This is a genomic window from Janthinobacterium sp. PSRC1-1, from assembly GCF_049897525.1.
Lineage (GTDB): Bacteria > Pseudomonadota > Gammaproteobacteria > Burkholderiales > Burkholderiaceae_D > Janthinobacterium > Janthinobacterium tructae.
Genome location: NZ_JAFCWK010000015.1, coordinates 1 through 17,918, shown reverse-complemented (window position 1 = coordinate 17,918; position 17,918 = coordinate 1). Strand labels below are relative to the sequence as shown.

The window sequence follows — 17,918 nt, the reverse complement described above, 5'->3', positions numbered from 1 at the left end:
TCAGGACGAAAAAAAAACCGGTTCCTCCCGGAACCGGCTCTTCACCTCACAACAAGCCTTACTTCGCTGCCGTCACCGGCGTCGCCTTGGTGTCCGCGCCATACGGCAAGACCTTGGACGCCATGCGGGTATCGGCCTTGATCAGCGCCACTTCGTCGGCCAGGATGCGCGCCGCTTCGTTCAGCAGCACGTCCTTGGCGCTTTTGGCGGCCGTTTCGGCGTCCAGTTCGGCGCTGAGGGCGCGCTCGTCACCCTGCAAGCCGTCGTCGGTGCGCAAGGCGCCCTTCACGGCGGCGATCTGCTTGGCCGTCTTGCTGGCCGCTTTCGCACCCTTCAGCACGTCTTTCGGATCGGGAATCACCACCAGGTCGTCGGCAGGATTCGAAATTTGCGCGATCAGGCGTTTTTCACGCGCCTTGGCGCGCGCTTCCTGGGCATCGCGCTCCTTGCGGCGCACGGTTTCATTGAGCGAAATCTGGTTTTCCTTGCGCTGCTTGACGACCAGAGCTATGTCATCGAGCAAGTACTGGAAATCCTTGTCCTTGGCCACGCGCGCTTCATGCTTCTTGTCCAGCAGCGGCACGATCTCTTTCAGGTCACCCGTCGGCATGTATTGCGCCGGCTTGATGGCCACCCATGGCAGGGCATTGTCATAGCTCGATTCGCCGAAGTTTTCCGTGTCCGACATGGCTGGCAGCTTGATGTCGGGGGTGACGCCGCGCAACTGCGTGGTGCCGCCATTGATGCGGAAGAATTGCGCGATGGTCATTTTCAGCTCGCCGAAGCGGGCTTTCTCGCTGCCGCCGAAACGGTCGAGGTTGAACAAGGTTTGTACGGTACCCTTGCCGAAACTGCCTTCGCCGATGATGACGCCACGGCCATAGTCCTGCACGGCGGCGGCGAAGATTTCGGAGGCCGATGCCGAGCCGCGGTTGATCAGCACGCCCATCGGGCCATCCCAGGCCAGGCCCGCATTCGTATCGCTTTCCACGTCGACCTTGCCTTCGGCATTGCGCTGCATCACGACCGGACCCTTGTCGATGAACAGGCCCGTCAGTTCGACGGCTTCGTTCAGCGAACCGCCGCCGTTGTTGCGCAAGTCGATCAGGACGTTGTCGACCTTGTCCTTCTTCAGCTCGGCCAGCAAGCGGCTGACGTCGCGCGTGGCGCTTTTGAAATCCTTGTCGCCACGGCGGCGCGCCTCGAAATCCTGGTAGAAGGTCGGCAGCGCAATGACGCCGATGCGGCGCTTGACGCCGTTTTCACGCACTTCGATGACCGATTTCTTCGCCGCCTGCTCTTCCATGCTGATTTTCTTGCGCACCAGCGGCAAGACCACGTGCTTGGCGTCCGGGCCGGCGTCGGCCGGCAGGATGTCGAGGCGCACCACGGAATCCTTGGCGCCGCGGATCAGCTGCACCACGTCGTCGATGCGCATGCCCAGCACTTCGGTGATGGGGCCGCTTTCGCCCTGCCCCACGCCGACGATGCGGTCGCCCACTTTCAGCTTGCCCGACAAGCCGGCCGGGCTGCCCGGCACGACTTCGCGCACCACCGTGTATTCATCGCGCGTCTGCAGCACGGCGCCGATGCCTTCGAGCGACAGGCGCATGGCGATGTCGAAGTTGTCCGAGGCGCGCGGGCCCAGGTAATTGGTATGCGGTTCGATCGACATGGCGTAAGCGTTCATGAAGATCTGGAACACGTCTTCGCTGTTGAGCTTGCGCGAACGGGTGGTGTAGCTTTCATAGCGCTTGTCCAGCGTTTCGCGGATGGCCTTGTCTTCCTTGCCCGCCAGTTTCAGGCGCAGCCAGTCATTCTTGACACGCTTGCGCCACAGGTCGCGCACTTCGTCGTCGTTCTTCGGCCAGGCCGCCTTTTCGCGGTCGATCTGGTAGCTCTCGTCGGCGGCAAAGTCGAACTTGGTTTTCAGTAATTCACGCGCATACGCCATGCGCTCGTCGAAACGCTGCTGGTACAGGTTGTAAATGGCAAACGGCGCCGTCAAGTCTTCATTGATGATGGCGTCGTCCAGCCGGGTGCGCAGCGGGGCGAAACGGTCGATGTCGGCCTGCACGAAAAACAGTTTTTCCGCGTCCAGGGACTTGAAATAGCGGTCGAAGATTTTCTCCGACATGGCGTCGTCGAGCGGCATGGCCTTGTAATGGACGCGCGTCAGGACGCGCGATGCCCACAAGGCGGCCTGCGTTTGCTGGGCCAGCGGCTTCATGGTGAGCGGAGGAGCGGCGCTCTTGTCCGTCTGGGCTGCGCCAGCGTGGGCTGACAGGGCGAGCACCAGGGTGACCAGCATCATTTGCTTCTTCATCGGCTTCTCCGAAAATTAGTTGAATCAATTCCAGGCGGCGCAGCTTTGCATGCGCCAGCCAGCAAGACAGTAAGGGGAATACACGACTGGTCTGCATATTATTCTACAGGATACGGCCAGGCAGTCTCCCATGGAAGATCAGTTTCTTCCTGGAAGCTTAAACGCGGATTAAAGGCCGCGTCTCATTCATTACAAAGTGAAACATTCGTGACAAAAATCGCATCCCCCGCCAGCGATGCAGATCAACATGCGCCATTGAAATAAAAAAAGTCAATGGGGCGTTTTCGCAATCGTTGATGCAGATGATGTTTTTACGCGAAAAAGTAATTCCTGCGGGAAACACTTAGTAACAAAAGGCAAGCAACATGCTATCATCGCGCCCTGAAATTTTGCTTGCACGCGTGCAGCTCCCAAGCGGGCACGCCTCCGCTTCAAGCGCCTTCCCCACCAGATCCCCTCCCCGTGTGTCATGTCATGACCAGGAATGGCCGAGCTGATTACCCTTTGCCAGACTCACACTATGCCTACAATTTCCTTCTCCCCCCGCCATTGGAGTGTCGGCGGCAAGATTACCGTCTTCACGTTTGCGCTCGTCAGCCTGATCCTCGCCAGCCTGACGACCTTGATCAGCATCCGCACCTCGACCGTACTGGAACAGCGCGCCGAAGCGGCCGTCACCAGCGAGCTCAATAGCGTCGTGACGACCACGCAAGTGTTCCATACCGCCATGGTCAACGAGGCGGCCAGCTTCGCGCGCCTGTTCGCGGCCGAGTTTCCCGGCCCGTTCACGGTCGACGCGGGCGCCATGGTGGCCGTGGCCGGCAAAGCCACGCCGGCCCTGGCCAACGGCGGCAAGGTGCTCAACCTCGACACGGCCGTGGTCGACCGCTACACGGCGCAGACGGGCGTGATCGCCACCATCTTTGCCGCCAATGGCGATGAATTCGTGCGCATCAGCACCTCGCTGAAAAAGCAGGATGGCGAACGCGCCATCGGTACCCTGCTCGACCACAATCACCCCAGCTATGCGCCGCTGCGCGCCGGCCAGCGCTTCGTTGGCATGGCCACCTTGTTTGGCAAGCAATACATCACCCAGTACGATCCCGTGCGCGATGCGGGCGGCAAGGTGGTGGGCGTGCTGTTCATCGGTCTCGATATCAGCAAGAATCTGGCCATGCTGAAAGAGAAGATTCGCCAGGTCAAGATCGGCCAGACGGGCTACATCTATATCGTCGACACGGCCCCCGGCGCCAATTACGGCCACCTGGTGCTGCACCCGAACAGCGAAGGCAAGAGCGCGCTCGAATTCAAGGCCAGCGATGGCCGCCTGTTCATCCAGGACATGCTGGCGCAGAAAGACGGCGCCATGCGCTATACGTGGACGGCGCCAGGCGAAACGGCTGCCAGCGCGCGCGAAAAGCAGCTGTATTACCGTCAATTCAAGGAGTGGCAATGGATCATCGCGGGTGGCACGTTCACGGACGAGATCACCCTGGAGGCGCGCCAGCTGCGCAAGCAGCTGGCCATTTCCGGCTTCATCGCCCTGCTCGTCTTCGCCCTGCTGCTGTACTGGCTGGTGCGCACCCTCGTCTCGCGCCCGCTGGCCGCCGCCGAAACGGCCGCCGCGCAAATCGCCGCCGGCGACCTGACGGTACACCTCGATACGACCAGCATGGACGAAATCGGCCGCCTGCTGCGCGCCATGAACCGCATCAGCGACAACCTGTCGCAAGTGGTCGGCAATGTGCGCGGCAGCGCCGGGCAAATCGCCACGGCGTCCGGTGAAATCGCCAGCGGCAATCTGGATTTGTCGAGCCGCACGGAACAACAAGCCAGTTCGCTGGAAGAAACGGCCGCCTCGATGGAAGAACTCAGTTCCACCGTGCGCCAGAACGTCGATCACGCACAGCAGGCAAGCCGGCTGGCGCGCGACTCGTCGACGCTGGCAGCCGAAGGCGGCGCAGCCGTGGCGCAAGTGGCCAGCACCATGGACGCCATCCGCAGCTCGTCAAGCAAGATCGCCGACATCATCGGCGTCATCGACGGCATCGCCTTCCAGACCAATATCCTGGCCTTGAACGCGGCCGTGGAAGCGGCGCGGGCCGGCGAGCAGGGACGCGGCTTCGCCGTCGTCGCCACCGAGGTGCGCACCCTGGCGCAGCGCTCGACGGCCGCGGCAAAAGACATCAAGGATCTGATCCGGGCGTCCGCCGGCACGGTGGACCTGGGCCACGCGCAAGTGAGCCAGGCCAGCGCCACCATGGATACCGTGGTGGCCAGCGTGCGGCAAGTGAGCACCATCATGGCCGAGATCGCGCAGGCCAGCGACGAGCAGCGCAGCGGCATCGAGCAAGTCAACCAGGCCATCGCCCAGATGGACCAGGTGACCCAGCAGAACGCGGCCCTGGTGGAAGAAGCGGCCGCGGCCGCCGACGCCCTGCAAGAGCAGGCGCAGGAGCTGAACCAGGTGGTGGGCGTGTTCAAGCTGTAAGAGCAATCCGGGTGCTAAGATGAGGTGATATTCACTGCGCCAGGAGACACGATGCACGACGACTACGTTGTAATAGCCCGGCTGATGATCCCCACGGATGCGCACGTCATCCGCGGCTGCCTGGCCGCCGCCGGCATCGATGTGCTGCTGACGGACGACCAGCACATGCAGGCCGACATGCTGCTGGCAGCCGCCATCGGCGGCGCCCGCGTCATGGTGCGCGAGCACGACGTGGCGCGCGCCAATGACATCCTGGCCGCCTTCGAGCGGGGCGATCTGGCCTTGTCGGACGATGCCGACGTGGGAATGCCCGTCGCGGAGTAAGTTTACGAGTAAAAACAGCGCCCGCACGCCTGGCGGTAACTCTCGTTGCCGCCAATACTGATCTGCTCGCCTTCCTTGATGCGGCGGCCCTGCTCATCCACGCGGATGTTCATCGTGGCCTTCTTGCCGCAGGTACAAATATTCTTCAATTCCTCGATATCGTCGGCCAGCGCCAGCAGATAGGCCGAGCCGGGGAACGGTTCGCCCTTGAAATCCGTGCGCAAGCCGTAGCAGATGACGGGCACGCCCTTCACTTGCGCCAACTGGTGCAGTTGCTGCACCTGCGCCGTGCTGAGAAATTGCGCCTCGTCCACCAGCAGACAGGCGACCTGGGGAATATCGTCGAGGAAATTCGTGTCCGCGTGGAAGATATCGACCTGGCGCTGCGGGCCCAGGCGCGAAGTGACGCGTCCCACGCCGTAGCGGCTGTCGATGGCGGCCGTGTACAGGCGCACCTGCTGGCCCTGCTCTTCATAGTTGTGCGCGACTTGCAACAAGGCCGTCGACTTGCCCGCGTTCATCGCGGAATACCGGAAATAAAGTTTTGCCACTGCCGCCTGCCCTGTCTGTCTGATTATTCTGGATACTGTTTAGCACCTTTTCGAGGCGTGATTATAAATCGCAATGGAGGACTTGCGGCAGCTTAATAGTCCTGCCTTTGGCGCGGCAAACGGACAAAAAACGGCGCATACTCGCATCGCGCACCTTGCCGCCGATATGCGCAGGGCGCATATGCAAGCATATAAACATTCGTTCGCCGCACTCGTCCACCCGCCTACACTGCGCGGCACGGAAGGCTGCTCGGGACACAATCCTGAGCGGCTGTTTCTCTGACAGGAGCCACCATGAATGATCGAATGCCATCCCCATCCCAGCCGCCAGCGCTATACAAGCTGATCGGCAATACCCCACTGGTCGAAGTCACCAGGCTCGACACGGGCCTGTGCCAGCTGTTCCTGAAACTGGAATCGCAAAATCCCGGCGGTTCCATCAAGGACCGCATCGGCCTGTCCATCATCGAAGCGGCCGAAGCCGACGGCCGCTTGCAGCCGGGCGGCACCATCGTCGAGGCGACGGCCGGCAACACCGGCATCGGCCTGGCCCTGGTGGGCCGCATCAAGGGCTACCGCGTGATTCTCGTCGTGCCCGACAAGATGTCGACGGAAAAAGTGCTGCACCTGAAAGCCCTGGGCGCGGAAGTGCACACCACGCGCTCGGACGTGGGCAAGGGCCATCCCGAGTACTACCAGGATTACGCGGCGCGCCTGGCGCGCGACCTGCCGGGCGCCTTCTTTGCCGACCAGTTCAACAATCCGGCCAATCCGCTCGCCCACGAAACGACGACGGCGCCCGAAATCTGGGAGCAGAGCGGGCATGACGTGGACGCCATCGTCGTCGGCGTCGGTTCGTCCGGCACCCTGACGGGCCTGACGCGCTACTTCCGCAAGGTGCAGCCGAAACTCGAATTCGTGCTGGCCGACCCGCAAGGCTCCATCCTCACCGAATACATCGACACGGGCAAGGTGTCGGACACCAGCGGCTCGTGGGCCGTGGAAGGCATCGGCGAAGATTTCATACCGTCGATTGCCGACATGGACAGCGTCACGCGGGCCTACACCATCACGGACCAGGAAAGCTTTGATTCCGCGCGCGCCCTGCTGCTTGCCGAAGGCATTTTAGGCGGCTCGTCGACCGGCACCCTGCTGGCCGCCGCCCTCAAATACTGCCGCGAACAGACCAGCCCGAAGCGCGTCGTCACGTTTGTCTGCGATACGGGCACGCGCTATCTATCCAAGGTCTACAACGACGGCTGGATGCGCGACCAGGGCCTGCTGCAGCGGACACTCTCGGGCGACTTGCGCGACCTGATCGGGCGCCGCTACGACGAGGGCGACGTCGTCAGCGTGGCGCCGGGCGACACCCTGCTCACCGCCTTCAACCGCATGCGTGCCAGCGACCTGGCGCAGCTGCCCGTCATCGATAACGGCCAGCTGGTCGGCATTCTCGACGAATCGGACTTGCTGCTGCATGTATCCAGCGACGCCGCCCATTTCGCCGGTCTGGTGGGCGCCACCATGACGACGCAGCTCGAAACGCTGGCGCCATCCAGCGGCCTGCCTGCCCTGCGCGCCACCCTGGACCGTGGCTTGACGGCCGTCGTCGCCGACGATACCGCCTTCTATGGCCTGATCACCCGCTTCGACCTTCTCAACCACTTACGCAGGACACTATCTTGAGCCAGGAAACCACCCGCAAGAGCCGCCTCGCCACGCGCGTCATCCACGCCGGCCAGTCGCCCGACCCGTCGACGGGCGCCATCATGCCGCCCATTTACGCCACCTCCACCTTCGTGCAAGAGAGTCCCGGCGTGCACAAGGGCCTCGATTACGGTCGCTCGCACAATCCCACGCGCTGGGCGCTCGAACGCTGCGTGGCCGACCTGGAAGGCGGCAGCGCGGCCTTCGCGTTCGCCTCGGGCCTGGCCGCCATCTCCTCCGTGCTGGAATTGCTGGACGCGGGCAGCCATATCGTCGCCGGCGACGATATGTACGGCGGCACCTACCGTTTATTTGAGCGCGTGCGCCGGCGCTCGGCCGGCCACGCATTCACGTATGTGGATTTGACCAATCCGGAAAACCTGCTGGCCGCGCTGCGCCCGGAAACGAAGATGGTATGGGTGGAAACGCCCACCAACCCGATGCTGAAACTGGCCGACCTGCGCGCGATCGCCGATATCTGCCGCGCGCGCGGCATCATCGCCGTGGCCGACAACACGTTTGCCAGCCCGCTGGTGCAGCGCCCGCTCGAACACGGTTTCGACATCGTCGTCCATTCGACCACCAAGTATCTGAACGGCCACTCGGACATCATCGGCGGCATCGCCATCGTCGGCGCGGAAGAACGCCAGGCCGAATGGCGCGAGCAGCTGGGCTTTTTGCAAAACTCGGTGGGCGCGATTGCCGGCCCGTTCGACAGCTTCCTGGCCCTGCGCGGCGTAAAAACCCTGGCCATCCGCATGCAGCGCCATTGCGAAAGCGCGCTGGCGCTGGCGCAGTGGCTGGAACAGCAGAAGGAAGTAAAGAAAGTGTTTTATCCGGGCTTGCCATCGCACCCGCAGCACGCGCTGGCGCAGCGCCAGATGGACGGTTTCGGCGGCATCATCTCGATCGACCTCGATACCGACCTGGCGGGCGCGCGCCGCTTCCTCGAACGCTGCGAGGTGTTCGCCCTGGCCGAAAGCCTGGGCGGCGTGGAAAGCCTGATCGAGCACCCTGCCCTGATGACGCATGCCAGCATCCCGCCCGAACAGCGGGCCAAGCTGGGCATCGGCGACGGCTTGATCCGCCTGTCGGTGGGGATCGAGGATATCGAGGATTTGCGCCATGACCTGCGCACGGCGCTGGACGCGATTTGAGGGGGTGATTTGTCGGATTACGCTCCGCTAATCCGACCTACGGTATGCCGAGGGCGGTAGGTCGGATTAGCCCGCGAGGGCGTAATCCGACACACCACAAACCTCACTCCCCCGGCCGATACCTGCGCTCCAGGTGCCTGGCCACGTCCTCGGGATAAAACAGCACCTCCTTGAATTGACCACGCGCATACATGGCCGCCTGGTCCCGGAAGTGCGGCGACTGCGGGTCGCCGCTCTGACCACCGGCGAGGATGCTTTTCGCCCTGATGCGCGGGCCGAATTCCACGGCCGCCACGAAGCTGTTGCCACGCTCGCCATAGATGCGTTTCGTGGTGCTCTTGCTGCTCTGGCCATACGCGGCCAGCGCGCCCCAGTTGCCCGAAGCGTAAGGCACGGGCAAGCTGGCTTGCGCATCGTCGAACGGCTGCACGATATCTCCCGTCAGGCGCTGGTAGCGGTTGATCTCGCCCCACGGCGTTTGCCAGCGGCCGAAATCGCGCTGTAATTTGTCCGCCGCCGTCGCCAGCGCAGCCAGGCGCTGCTGCGCCGTGACCTTCTCCGTCGCCAGAAAATCGACCACGGGCACACCCTGCTCGCGTGCCTGTTTTCCAGCCAGTTCGGCCAGTTCCTGGCCCCAGAACACGGCCAATGACGTGGCCGTCGACGTCAGCGCATAGCGCCAGTCCCAGGCCCGCAGCAGCGCGATCTTGTCGGCCAGCGCCAGCTTGTGCGCGTCGCCCGCCGGCAGCGCATCGTATGCGGCGAACAGCGGCGGCAGCAGCGCTTCGAAGGCCGTCAGTTCGCTGTCGTAGGACGCGGCGATCAGGCTGTCCAGCGTAAAATCCTTCTGATTCTGGAAGACCTTGACGGCATGCAGGCCGCGCGCATTTTCGCCATACACGGACATATACGCGGGATAGTCCTGCTGGCGCGGGCTGTTGGCGCCCGCCGCCGAATACGGCCAGTTGTTCGTATTCTGTATCCAGCCATTCTTCGGATTGAACAGGGTGATGGTTTGCGCCACCGTGTGCAGCCCTTGCCATTCCGTGGCCGGGTCGCTGCCGTCGACGGGCTGCTTCCAGTTGAAGCGCGGATCGCGCACGGGGATGAAATTGCCGTGAAAATAGGCGATATTGCCATCCGCATCTGCATATACCGTGTTGTTCGAGGAATTCGTGCGCAGTTCCATCGTCTTGTAAAAGGCCGCGTAATCGCGCGCCTTGGTGCGCGTGTACGATTGTGTCAACGCTTTCAACGGCTCATGCATCAGGCTTACGGCCACCCAGCGCCCGTCCTGCGCGCGCACGATGGGACCATGGTGGCTGTAGTAGACGGTGATGGTTTTGGCGCCCATGGCGCCACTCGCCAGCTTGTATGGCACGGTCATCGGCACGGCTTTCAAGGGCCGCAGGCCGCCGTCGTAGCGGTAGAACCAGGCGCCATCGTGCTCGACGATGCTTTCCAGGTATTCGTCGATGACGTCGCCGCCGCCCGAGGTATGCATCCAGCCCAGGCGCTCGTTGAAACCCTGGTAGACGAAGAACTGGCCCCAGGTGACGGCGCCGTATGCGTTCAATCCTTCGCCGCTGGTCATCTGCACTTCGGGGCGGAAGTAGAACGAGGTGTGCGGGTTGATCATCAACAGCGCATGGCCGTTTTTCGTGATGGCGGGCGCGATGGCGAAGCCGTTCGAACCGCTCGGCTCGGGGTCCAAGCCCGTCTCGATGCCGGCCAGCGCCACGGCGGCAGGCCTGGCTTGCTGGCCGTAAAACGCTTCGAGCTGCGCCAGGTTGATCGATTCGATATCGCCGCCGATGCTGCCCTCGCTGAAACTCAAGGCCATCCACGGCTCGAAATGCGCGATCAGCTTTGGTTTCACCTGCGGATGCGTGGCCAGGTAAAAATTGAGGCCATCGGCAAACGCATCCATCAACTTGCGCAGCCACGCCGGGCTGGCGCGGTACTGCGCCTGCAGCTCAAGCGGGTCGATGAAGAGCTTCATGCGCAGGTCGCGGTACAGTTCCCGTTCGCCCTCCACTTCCGCCAGCCGTCCCATGGCATTGATGTAATTGAGTTCCACGCGGGGGAAATCGTCTTCCGCCTGCGCATACATCAAGCCGAAGACGGCGTCCGCATCGCTCTTGCCCGTCACATGGGGAATGCCCCAGGTGTCGCGCGCGATGCTGACGTTGGCGGCCTGCGCCTGCCAGCGGGCCATGTCAGGGGTGGATGCGGCCAGCACGGGAGGGACGGCGACGACTCCGCAGGCGATGGCGGCGAACAAAGCACTGCGATGTAACATGCAAAAACTCCAGATCAGGATGCGTCGATCAGCGTGGCGATGCGCTGGTTGAGTTCCACATTTTCCGCCTGCAGCTGCGCCACCCGCTGTTTCAAACTGGCGATCTCGCCGCGCAGGCGTTCCGCTTCGGACGGCGCCTGGGCTGCATTCTCGGCCCACGGCTCGTTGCCCGTTTCCGGCGTATCCTGCGACACGTGGGGCGCCTTCGGCTCGCGCGGCGTGCGCGTGGCGGCGCGCTGTTCGCGGATTTCCTTGGCCGCCTGGCGCAGCAGTTTTTTGCCGCCGGCGACGGCCGCCACCTGCTCTTCCGGCGGCAGCGACGCCACGGTGGCCGCCGCGTTGATGGAGATCGTGCCCGAGCGGACGGCTTCCACCAGTTCCGGCGCGGCCGCCTTCTGGATCTTCTCGATCTGACTGATCTGGTTGCTGCTCAAGCGCGCCGCCTTGGCCACCTCTTCGCGCGTGCTCATGGGTGGCTTCGGCGCGTTTTCACCTTCGAGCGCATCCTGGGCGCTGACGGGCGCCGGGCTGCGTGCGGCGACGATTTCCTTCTTGCGCAAGGCCAGCACGCCGCGCTGGAAGTCCGACACGCTGCGGCGCGCCAGGTGATTGTCGATCATCCACAGCATGACGTCGTCGAGCGAGGTAAAGCTGGTGTTCTGGATGGTCTTGAATGCGATGCCGTGCTGGCGGCAGATGGCGTAGCGGTTATGCCCGTCGATCAGCACGTCGTTCCACAGCACCAGCGCGTCGCGGCAGCCTTCGGCCAGCAGGCTGCGTTCGAGCGCCGCGTATTCGCTGGCGGTGAGCGGGTCGATATACGACTGCAGCACCTGATTGATAGTGATATTCATGGTTGTCCTCAATAGTGCGGCGCGATGGTCCGCGCCGGCACGAATGCTACACCATCCACCGCCCCTGGCCGGGTAAAATCACGGCGGCACAGCTCATACAAAAACACGGACCATGAAAAGAAAGTACGCCACCGCGATCATTTTTAGCGTCGCCGCCATCGGCTTCACCTGGGTCAGCCCCTATATCGCCATGTACCGCATCAGCATCGCGGCGAAATCCGTGCGCCTGGAAAACCTGGCGCAGCAGGCCGACCTGCCCGCCGTGCGCGCCAGCGTGGCGCGCCAGTTGCGGGCGGCCGGCGAAACGGCCAATGACGAGGATTTCAAGGAAATGCTCGACACCATCGTCTCGCCGCCCGGCATCACGGTATTGATCCTGCACGGCAAGCAAGGGGCGGATGGCAAGCGCCACGACTTCGGCATGGCGTACCGCTCGTGGAACGAAGTGGTGCTGCGGCGCAGCGGCGCCGGCCCCGCCGCCAGCCAGTTTTTGCTGCGCCGGCATGGCATCTGGGACTGGAAATTGACGGATATTACCTTGCCGCCGGAATTACTCTGACGAAACTTGATCTAAAACAACACTTACCTAAACCGCCATATTGATTTTGGGAAATATTATGTAGAATGCTAAGTAGGTCGTGGGAAATTATTGTGAAGTTATGACGAACAGAACCGGATGCTCTGCAAGGCGCCTGCTGCGACGCAGTGCGAGCACTGCTAGCAGCGGGCAACACCGCAGAGCGCCGGTTATGGAAGTCAGAAATCACAATAATTTATTGCGACCTACTTAGACTTCAGGCGCACCGGGTCGCCAGGCATCCGAGAGATTGCACGATGAAAAGAATGTTGCTTCTCGCTCTAGTGGCACTGGTCGCGCTGGCCGGCGCCTTCTATGGCAGCCCGTATTTCACCATGAACAAGATCCGCGCGGCAACCATGGACGAGGATACCCAGGCCCTGGCGGCGCAAATCGACCTGGCGCAGCTGCGCGGCAGCCTGGGGCAGCAACTGCATGCCCTGTTCTCGGCGCCGGAAGTGGCCGACGACATCAGCCCCGACGTCATCGCCCCCTTGCTCGATACCATGCTGATGCCTGAAGGCATCGTCGCCTTGATGAAGCTCAATGACCGCTACGAAAAGCCGATCGCCAAGGTCAGCGACATCAGCGGCCGCAAGCGCAATGCCAAGCCCGACTACAAGCTGCGCTACACCTCCTGGGATAAGGTCGTGGTGCAGCGCGCCCATAGCAAGAGCCATATCGGCGAGCTGACCCTGACGCGCGACGGCCTGTGGCGCTGGAAACTGGTGTCGGTGGCGCTGCCCAAGAATCTGCTGGCCGACGCGTAAAGCGCCTGCCCTTCGTGTCGTCAATCCAGCGGCTATCCGACACCTTACACTGCTATCATCGGGTTTTGATTTCCATCGGAGGCAGCATGTCAGACCTGGTACAACACGCACTGGCCCACGCGGGCAAACCGGCCACCACGCCCTGGGTGGTGACCCTGGTCAGCGGCGAAAAACTCACCGGCCCCATTTCCCCGCTCAGCGACGGCTGCTACGCCATCGGCCTGGGACAAATCAAGTACTTTTCCAGCGACAAGGTCGCCTGCCTGAATGTATCGGGCGCGGGCGCGTTTCCCATCTAAGCAAGCGCGCGCCAGCCCTGGCTTATGCCGTCAGGCTACGCGAGCTCGGGCAAGCCGGCCAGCGCCACTTTCAAGGCGGCGAAACACTGCGCGTCGATGGCGGTGCCCACGGTCTCGGCCATGATTTCGAGCGCTTTCGGAATGGGAATTGGCCCCCGATATGGCCGGTCGGCCGTGATGGCGTCGAAGATATCGGCCGTGGTGATGATGCGCGTTTCCAGGCTGATGTCGTCGGCGCTCAAGCCGCGCGGATAGCCCTTGCCATCGAGCCGCTCATGGTGCGCCGCTGCCACGACAGCCAGTTCGGCAAACGCATCAATGCGTGACAAAATCGTTTCCGTATAGCGCGCGTGCTGCTGCACGGCCAGCCACTCATCCGCATCGAGTTTGCCGGCCTTGTCCAGCACGCTATTGCTGACGCCAAGTTTGCCGACGTCATGCAGCAAGGCACCCCGCTTGAGCCAGCGACGCCGCTCCGGCGTCACGCCCAAGGTTTCGGCGATCATGTCCGCATACAAGGCTACCCGCGCGCTGTGCCCGCTCGTGTACGGGCTTTTCGAATCGACCACCTGACCGAACGCGGCGGCGATGTCGTCGAGATAGTCCTCATCCATGGGCACGGAATGGCTGGCCGGCTCCAGCGCCGCCACGGCGGCCGTCAGGTCCTGCGACCGCAACATGGACCAGAAGGCGGCCGACTGCGCCACCCGCTCGAACGCCTGCACCAGTTGCGGGTCAAACCAGCTGCCCGCGCGCTGGCGCACCTCGGCCTGAGCGGCGCGCGCGCCATCGGCCGTATGAAACACGTCGATCACCTGTGCCAGCAGGGCAATGCGCGAAAACAAGGGAATCGCCTGCCCTGCCAGTTTGTCCGGCTTGCCCTGGCCATTGTGGTGTTCGTCGAGGCTGTAGATGCCCTGTGCCACGGATTCCGGAAAGCGCAGCAGGCGCGCGATGTCGGCGCCGCGCTGGCAGCGCGTGGCGATCAGCTCCTGCGCGATGTGCGCGCCGTCGCGCAAGATCGTCATCACGGCGCGGAAGCGCTCGGCCAGGCCGGCCTTCAGGCCCGTGTGCTTGAGGACGAATTTGAGCACTTGCGGCAGGCTGTCGCCCACCGTCTTGAAGCCTTGTTTGAAAGACAGATCATCCGTCAGGTAGAGCTCGCAGATGCGCGCCGCATTGCTGCTGCAGCCCAGATCCTTGAGCAGCAGGGTGTAATACAGATTCCACAGGTCTTCATCCGCCATGCCCAGTTCGCGTCCCACGTGCATGCCGATCCAGCAACAGCGGATGCAATGGCCTTCCGGCTGTCCCTCCGTGATGTCCAAGGCCTGGCTCAGGGCAGCGATCAGTTCGGAAAGCCGGATGCCGTCAACGGACGGCGCACTTGCGGACAAGATTAACATGGTAGAAATATAAGTTTCTAATTTGCAATAAACTATATTCTACGCGAGATTTTGCCTGTAGATATCTTGTGGCAACATCCTTGTCCATGCATGCGCCGCGCCCAGCAACTGGCAGGCAAGATGCCATCCCATGATGTGGCAAGACAACAACATCGCATGGCAGAAAGAAAAAACGGAACTGTCGTATTTTCCGCACTGCACACTGACCGTTTACACGCCAGGGCGCCGACAAGTTTGCGCGGGCGCAGGGAAAAAATTCGGTGGCCAAGCCGTCCTTTGCGCTGGCACAAGCCTGTCGGCACCCCACTATGCACCCGCCAGATATTGACGACAAATACGATTTTATTCACGTATTGAGTGGAAATACATATAAATAGTCTTGCCTGGAAAATGGCATGAATACCAAAACTTTACGTGCTAGCATGATTTTTCGTCTAGCGGACTTGCGCCTGCCTGGACCTTACGAACAACCTTGACCGACAGGAGCCGTTTCATGATGACACCGCATGCCAGCACACACGCCAGCACCATCCGCCACAGCCTGATTGCCCTGGCAATCACTGCCGCCTTTCCCCTGCAGGCGATGGCGCAGGACAGCGTCCCGGCGCCGGCCGCACCAGCGGCACAGGCCGGCCCTGGCCAGCTGGAAACGGTGATCGTGACGGCCCAGCGGCGCGCGGAAAACATCAAGGACGTGCCCATGTCCATCGCCACCCTGAAAGGCGACAAGCTCGACACCCTGACGGCCGGCGGCGCCGACATCCGCTTCCTCAACAGCCGCTCGCCCAGCGTCTCGGTCGAGTCGGATTACGGCCGCACCTTTCCCCGCTTCTACATTCGCGGCCTGGGCAACACCGACTTCGACCTGAACGCCTCGCAGCCAGTGGGCCTGGTGATGGATGACGTGGTGCAGGAAAACGCCATGCTCAAGGGCTTTCCCGTGTTTGACGTGGACCAGGTCGAGGTGCTGCGCGGCCCGCAAGGCACCTTGTTCGGCCGTAACTCGCCGGCCGGCGTGATCAAGTTCGATTCCGCCAAGCCCGTCTTCAAGACGGAAGGCTACCTGAGCGGCGGCTTCGGCAAGGATGGCATGAAAAACCTGGAAGGCGCCTTCAACGTGCCCGTCAGCGACACCGTGGCCCTGCGCTTTTCCGGCCAGACGCAGCGCCGCGACGACCGCGTACACAACCCGCGCCCCACCGGCACGCGCGACTTCGAAGGCTATGAAGACAGCGCCGCCCGCCTGCAAGTGCTGGTCAAGCCCACGCGCGACTTCACGGCCCTGTTCAACGTGCACGCGCGCAACCTCGATGGCACGGCGACGCTGTTTCGCGCCAACATCCTGAAACAGGGCACCAACGACCTGGTCGACAATTTCGATTATGGCTCCTACCCTACCGATGGCATCAACCGCCAGCACCTGAAAACCAAGGGTGGCAGCATGCGCCTGAAATGGGACTTGCCTGGCGTCACCCTGCATTCGATCACCGGCTACGAAAAACTCGATTTCTTCAGCCGCGCCGACGTCGACGGCGGCTATGGCGCCGTGTACGCGCCGCCAATGGGCCCCGGCTTCATTCCTTTCGTCGTGGAAACGGCCGACGTGATCCCGAACCACAAGCAGATTTCACAGGAATTCCGCGCCGAATCGAGCGCAAAGGGCCCGCTGCAATGGATAGGCGGCCTGTTCTACTTCAAGGAAGACATCCAGATCGACAGCATCAGCTTTGACAGCCTGGCGCCCGGCAATCCGCAAAACAGCGCCTACGCCACGCAAAACCAGAGCTCGAAGTCGTACGCGGCCTTCGGCTCGCTCAACTACACGGTCTCGGACGCGCTGAAACTGCGCGCCGGCCTGCGCTACACGAGCGACAAGAAGGATTTCTCGGCCAAGCGCGTGGAAGCGACCACGGCCGGCCCGTTCAACCTGCATGACACCTCGCACAACGTCAGCTGGGACCTGAGCGGCACCTATGTGCTGACGCCGGAAACGAACGCCTACGCGCGCATCGCCACCGGCTACCGCGCGCCATCGATGCAGGGCCGCCTGAACGGCCTGGCCGACCGCCCCTCGCAGGCCGGCGCCGAAAAAGTGCTGTCGGTGGAAGCGGGCATCAAGCAAGACCTGTTCGACAAGCGTGCCCGCCTGAGCCTGGCCGTATTCCAGTACCGCGTGAAAGACAAGCAACTGACAGCCGGCAGCGGCGTGGTCAACATGAACCGCCTGCTCAATGCCGAGAAGGCCACCGGCCAGGGCGTGGAGCTGGACTTCCAGGCGAATCTGAGCGACTCGCTCAGCATGACCCTGGGCGGCAGCTACAACCACACGGAAATCCAGGACAAGAAGCTGTACGTGCAAAGCTGCGGCAACGCCCAGAACACCCCGGCCAGCGGCTGCACCGTCACCGACCCCGTCGGCCCCTTCGTGGGCACGGCCTACATCGACGGCAACCCGCTGCCGCGCGCACCCGAATGGCAAACCAACTTCACCTTGAAATACAGCATCCCCCTCGCCAATGGCGAGTTCTACGCCTACACGGACTGGGCCTACCGCACCAGCTACAACTTCTTCCTGTATGAGGCGAAGGAATACAAGGCCAAGGAATTGCTCGAAGGCGGCTTGCGCGTCGGCTACAAATGGGACCGCTACGAACTCTCCGCGTACGGCCGCAACATCACCAACCAGGTCCAGGCACTGGGTGCCATCGAATTCAACAACCTGACCGGCATCGTCAACGAGCCGCGCACGTATGGGGTGCAGTTCAAGGCGACGTTTTGATGGCAGGTAGATAAAACCAGGCTGTCCGGCGCAAACCGGACAGCACGCTCAGGCACAAGATGGCGTGATGCACATCACCTGTGCTAGAATCTCGCCGCGCTGCCCGGATGGTGAAACTGGTAGACACTGGAGACTTAAAATCTCCCGCCTGTAAGGGCGTGCCGGTTCGATTCCGGCTCCGGGCACCAGCGCACAAAATTCAGAAACATCAAAAAAGCCATTAAACCCAAGGGATTAGTGGCTTTTTTTACGTCCCTGACCCATCCTGGAATAAGTTGACACTTTTTCGATGCAGAGAAGGAGTGTCAAATGGAACAAGGGTTTAGGCGCAGCCAGCGCGATTACAGTCTGGCTTTTAAATTGAGCGTTGTCGAG

Annotated in this window: 13 protein-coding genes and 1 tRNA gene; 9 read left to right on the top strand and 5 right to left on the bottom strand. The window is 62.3% G+C overall.

The window, feature by feature from the left end:
• Positions 1 to 58 precede the first annotated feature (58 nt).
• On the bottom strand, positions 59 to 2,326 hold the full coding sequence (locus ACP7DW_RS24820; RefSeq protein WP_426057175.1) for a carboxy terminal-processing peptidase: 2,268 nt from the start codon (positions 2,324 to 2,326) through the stop codon (positions 59 to 61).
• A 520-nt stretch (positions 2,327 to 2,846) separates the two neighbouring features.
• On the opposite strand from ACP7DW_RS24820, the gene ACP7DW_RS24815 reads away from it, so the two are divergent.
• Both ACP7DW_RS24815 and ACP7DW_RS24810 read left to right on the top strand, forming a co-directional pair.
• Positions 2,847 to 4,817, top strand: coding sequence for a methyl-accepting chemotaxis protein (locus ACP7DW_RS24815; RefSeq protein WP_426057174.1), 1,971 nt, complete (start codon positions 2,847 to 2,849; stop codon positions 4,815 to 4,817).
• A 51-nt stretch (positions 4,818 to 4,868) separates the two neighbouring features.
• A complete protein-coding gene (locus ACP7DW_RS24810) occupies positions 4,869 to 5,141 on the top strand; it encodes a putative signal transducing protein (protein ID WP_426057173.1) in 273 nt (90 codons plus the stop codon).
• Between the two features lie 2 nt (positions 5,142 to 5,143).
• Here ACP7DW_RS24810 and ACP7DW_RS24805 read toward each other — a convergent pair whose 3' ends face one another.
• Positions 5,144 to 5,692: a thymidine kinase gene (locus ACP7DW_RS24805; RefSeq protein WP_034755172.1), complete on the bottom strand. Its 549-nt coding sequence runs from the start codon at positions 5,690 to 5,692 to the stop codon at positions 5,144 to 5,146.
• A gap of 294 nt (positions 5,693 to 5,986) precedes the next feature.
• Here ACP7DW_RS24805 and ACP7DW_RS24800 point away from each other — a divergent pair, with 294 nt between their 5' ends.
• Both ACP7DW_RS24800 and ACP7DW_RS24795 read left to right on the top strand, forming a co-directional pair.
• Positions 5,987 to 7,378: a pyridoxal-phosphate dependent enzyme gene (locus ACP7DW_RS24800; protein ID WP_426057172.1), complete on the top strand. Its 1,392-nt coding sequence runs from the start codon at positions 5,987 to 5,989 to the stop codon at positions 7,376 to 7,378.
• Positions 7,375 to 8,556 carry a trans-sulfuration enzyme family protein gene (locus tag ACP7DW_RS24795; protein ID WP_426057171.1) on the top strand — a complete coding sequence of 394 codons (1,182 nt, stop codon included), beginning with the start codon at positions 7,375 to 7,377 and terminating at the stop codon, positions 8,554 to 8,556. Before ACP7DW_RS24800 ends, ACP7DW_RS24795 begins: the two co-directional genes overlap by 4 nt.
• 103 nt (positions 8,557 to 8,659) lie before the next feature.
• Here ACP7DW_RS24795 and ACP7DW_RS24790 read toward each other — a convergent pair whose 3' ends face one another.
• Both ACP7DW_RS24790 and ACP7DW_RS24785 read right to left on the bottom strand, forming a co-directional pair.
• Positions 8,660 to 10,858 (bottom strand): penicillin acylase family protein, encoded by a 2,199-nt coding sequence (locus ACP7DW_RS24790; RefSeq protein WP_426057170.1) that lies wholly within the window; start codon positions 10,856 to 10,858, stop codon positions 8,660 to 8,662.
• Between the two features lie 14 nt (positions 10,859 to 10,872).
• Positions 10,873 to 11,712, bottom strand: a complete 840-nt coding sequence (locus ACP7DW_RS24785; protein WP_426057169.1) for a hypothetical protein — start codon at positions 11,710 to 11,712, stop codon at positions 10,873 to 10,875.
• 112 nt (positions 11,713 to 11,824) lie between these two features.
• On the opposite strand from ACP7DW_RS24785, the gene ACP7DW_RS24780 reads away from it, so the two are divergent.
• The 3 genes from ACP7DW_RS24780 to ACP7DW_RS24770 all read left to right on the top strand — a co-directional run bounded on the left by ACP7DW_RS24780 (position 11,825) and on the right by ACP7DW_RS24770 (position 13,358).
• Positions 11,825 to 12,271 (top strand): DUF2939 domain-containing protein, encoded by a 447-nt coding sequence (locus ACP7DW_RS24780; protein WP_426057168.1) that lies wholly within the window; start codon positions 11,825 to 11,827, stop codon positions 12,269 to 12,271.
• Positions 12,272 to 12,555: 284 nt separating this feature from the next.
• Positions 12,556 to 13,059, top strand: coding sequence for a DUF2939 domain-containing protein (locus ACP7DW_RS24775; protein ID WP_426057167.1), 504 nt, complete (start codon positions 12,556 to 12,558; stop codon positions 13,057 to 13,059).
• Between the two features lie 86 nt (positions 13,060 to 13,145).
• The gene (locus ACP7DW_RS24770) at positions 13,146 to 13,358 is read left to right on the top strand and encodes a hypothetical protein (protein WP_099763360.1); all 213 of its coding nucleotides are present in this window, start codon (positions 13,146 to 13,148) and stop codon (positions 13,356 to 13,358) included.
• Positions 13,359 to 13,393: 35 nt separating this feature from the next.
• On the opposite strand, the gene ACP7DW_RS24765 is transcribed toward ACP7DW_RS24770, so the two are convergent.
• Complete coding sequence (locus ACP7DW_RS24765) at positions 13,394 to 14,764, bottom strand: HD-GYP domain-containing protein (protein WP_426057166.1); 1,371 nt, start codon at positions 14,762 to 14,764, stop codon at positions 13,394 to 13,396.
• 496 nt (positions 14,765 to 15,260) lie between these two features.
• On the opposite strand from ACP7DW_RS24765, the gene ACP7DW_RS24760 reads away from it, so the two are divergent.
• Positions 15,261 to 17,543 (top strand): TonB-dependent receptor, encoded by a 2,283-nt coding sequence (locus ACP7DW_RS24760; protein WP_219136587.1) that lies wholly within the window; start codon positions 15,261 to 15,263, stop codon positions 17,541 to 17,543.
• 101 nt (positions 17,544 to 17,644) lie between these two features.
• Positions 17,645 to 17,731 (top strand) — tRNA-Leu (locus ACP7DW_RS24755).
• Positions 17,732 to 17,918 lie beyond the last annotated feature (187 nt).

Coding starts and splice junctions, on each gene's coding strand:
- ACP7DW_RS24790 (WP_426057170.1), bottom strand. CDS start 10,858: ATGTTACATCGCAGTGCTTTGTTCGCCGCCATCGCCTGCGGAGTCGTC.
- ACP7DW_RS24820 (WP_426057175.1), bottom strand. CDS start 2,326: ATGAAGAAGCAAATGATGCTGGTCACCCTGGTGCTCGCCCTGTCAGCC.
- ACP7DW_RS24770 (WP_099763360.1), top strand. CDS start 13,146: ATGTCAGACCTGGTACAACACGCACTGGCCCACGCGGGCAAACCGGCC.
- ACP7DW_RS24785 (WP_426057169.1), bottom strand. CDS start 11,712: ATGAATATCACTATCAATCAGGTGCTGCAGTCGTATATCGACCCGCTC.
- ACP7DW_RS24810 (WP_426057173.1), top strand. CDS start 4,869: ATGCACGACGACTACGTTGTAATAGCCCGGCTGATGATCCCCACGGAT.
- ACP7DW_RS24815 (WP_426057174.1), top strand. CDS start 2,847: ATGCCTACAATTTCCTTCTCCCCCCGCCATTGGAGTGTCGGCGGCAAG.
- ACP7DW_RS24800 (WP_426057172.1), top strand. CDS start 5,987: ATGAATGATCGAATGCCATCCCCATCCCAGCCGCCAGCGCTATACAAG.
- ACP7DW_RS24775 (WP_426057167.1), top strand. CDS start 12,556: ATGTTGCTTCTCGCTCTAGTGGCACTGGTCGCGCTGGCCGGCGCCTTC.
- ACP7DW_RS24765 (WP_426057166.1), bottom strand. CDS start 14,764: ATGTTAATCTTGTCCGCAAGTGCGCCGTCCGTTGACGGCATCCGGCTT.
- ACP7DW_RS24760 (WP_219136587.1), top strand. CDS start 15,261: ATGACACCGCATGCCAGCACACACGCCAGCACCATCCGCCACAGCCTG.
- ACP7DW_RS24780 (WP_426057168.1), top strand. CDS start 11,825: ATGAAAAGAAAGTACGCCACCGCGATCATTTTTAGCGTCGCCGCCATC.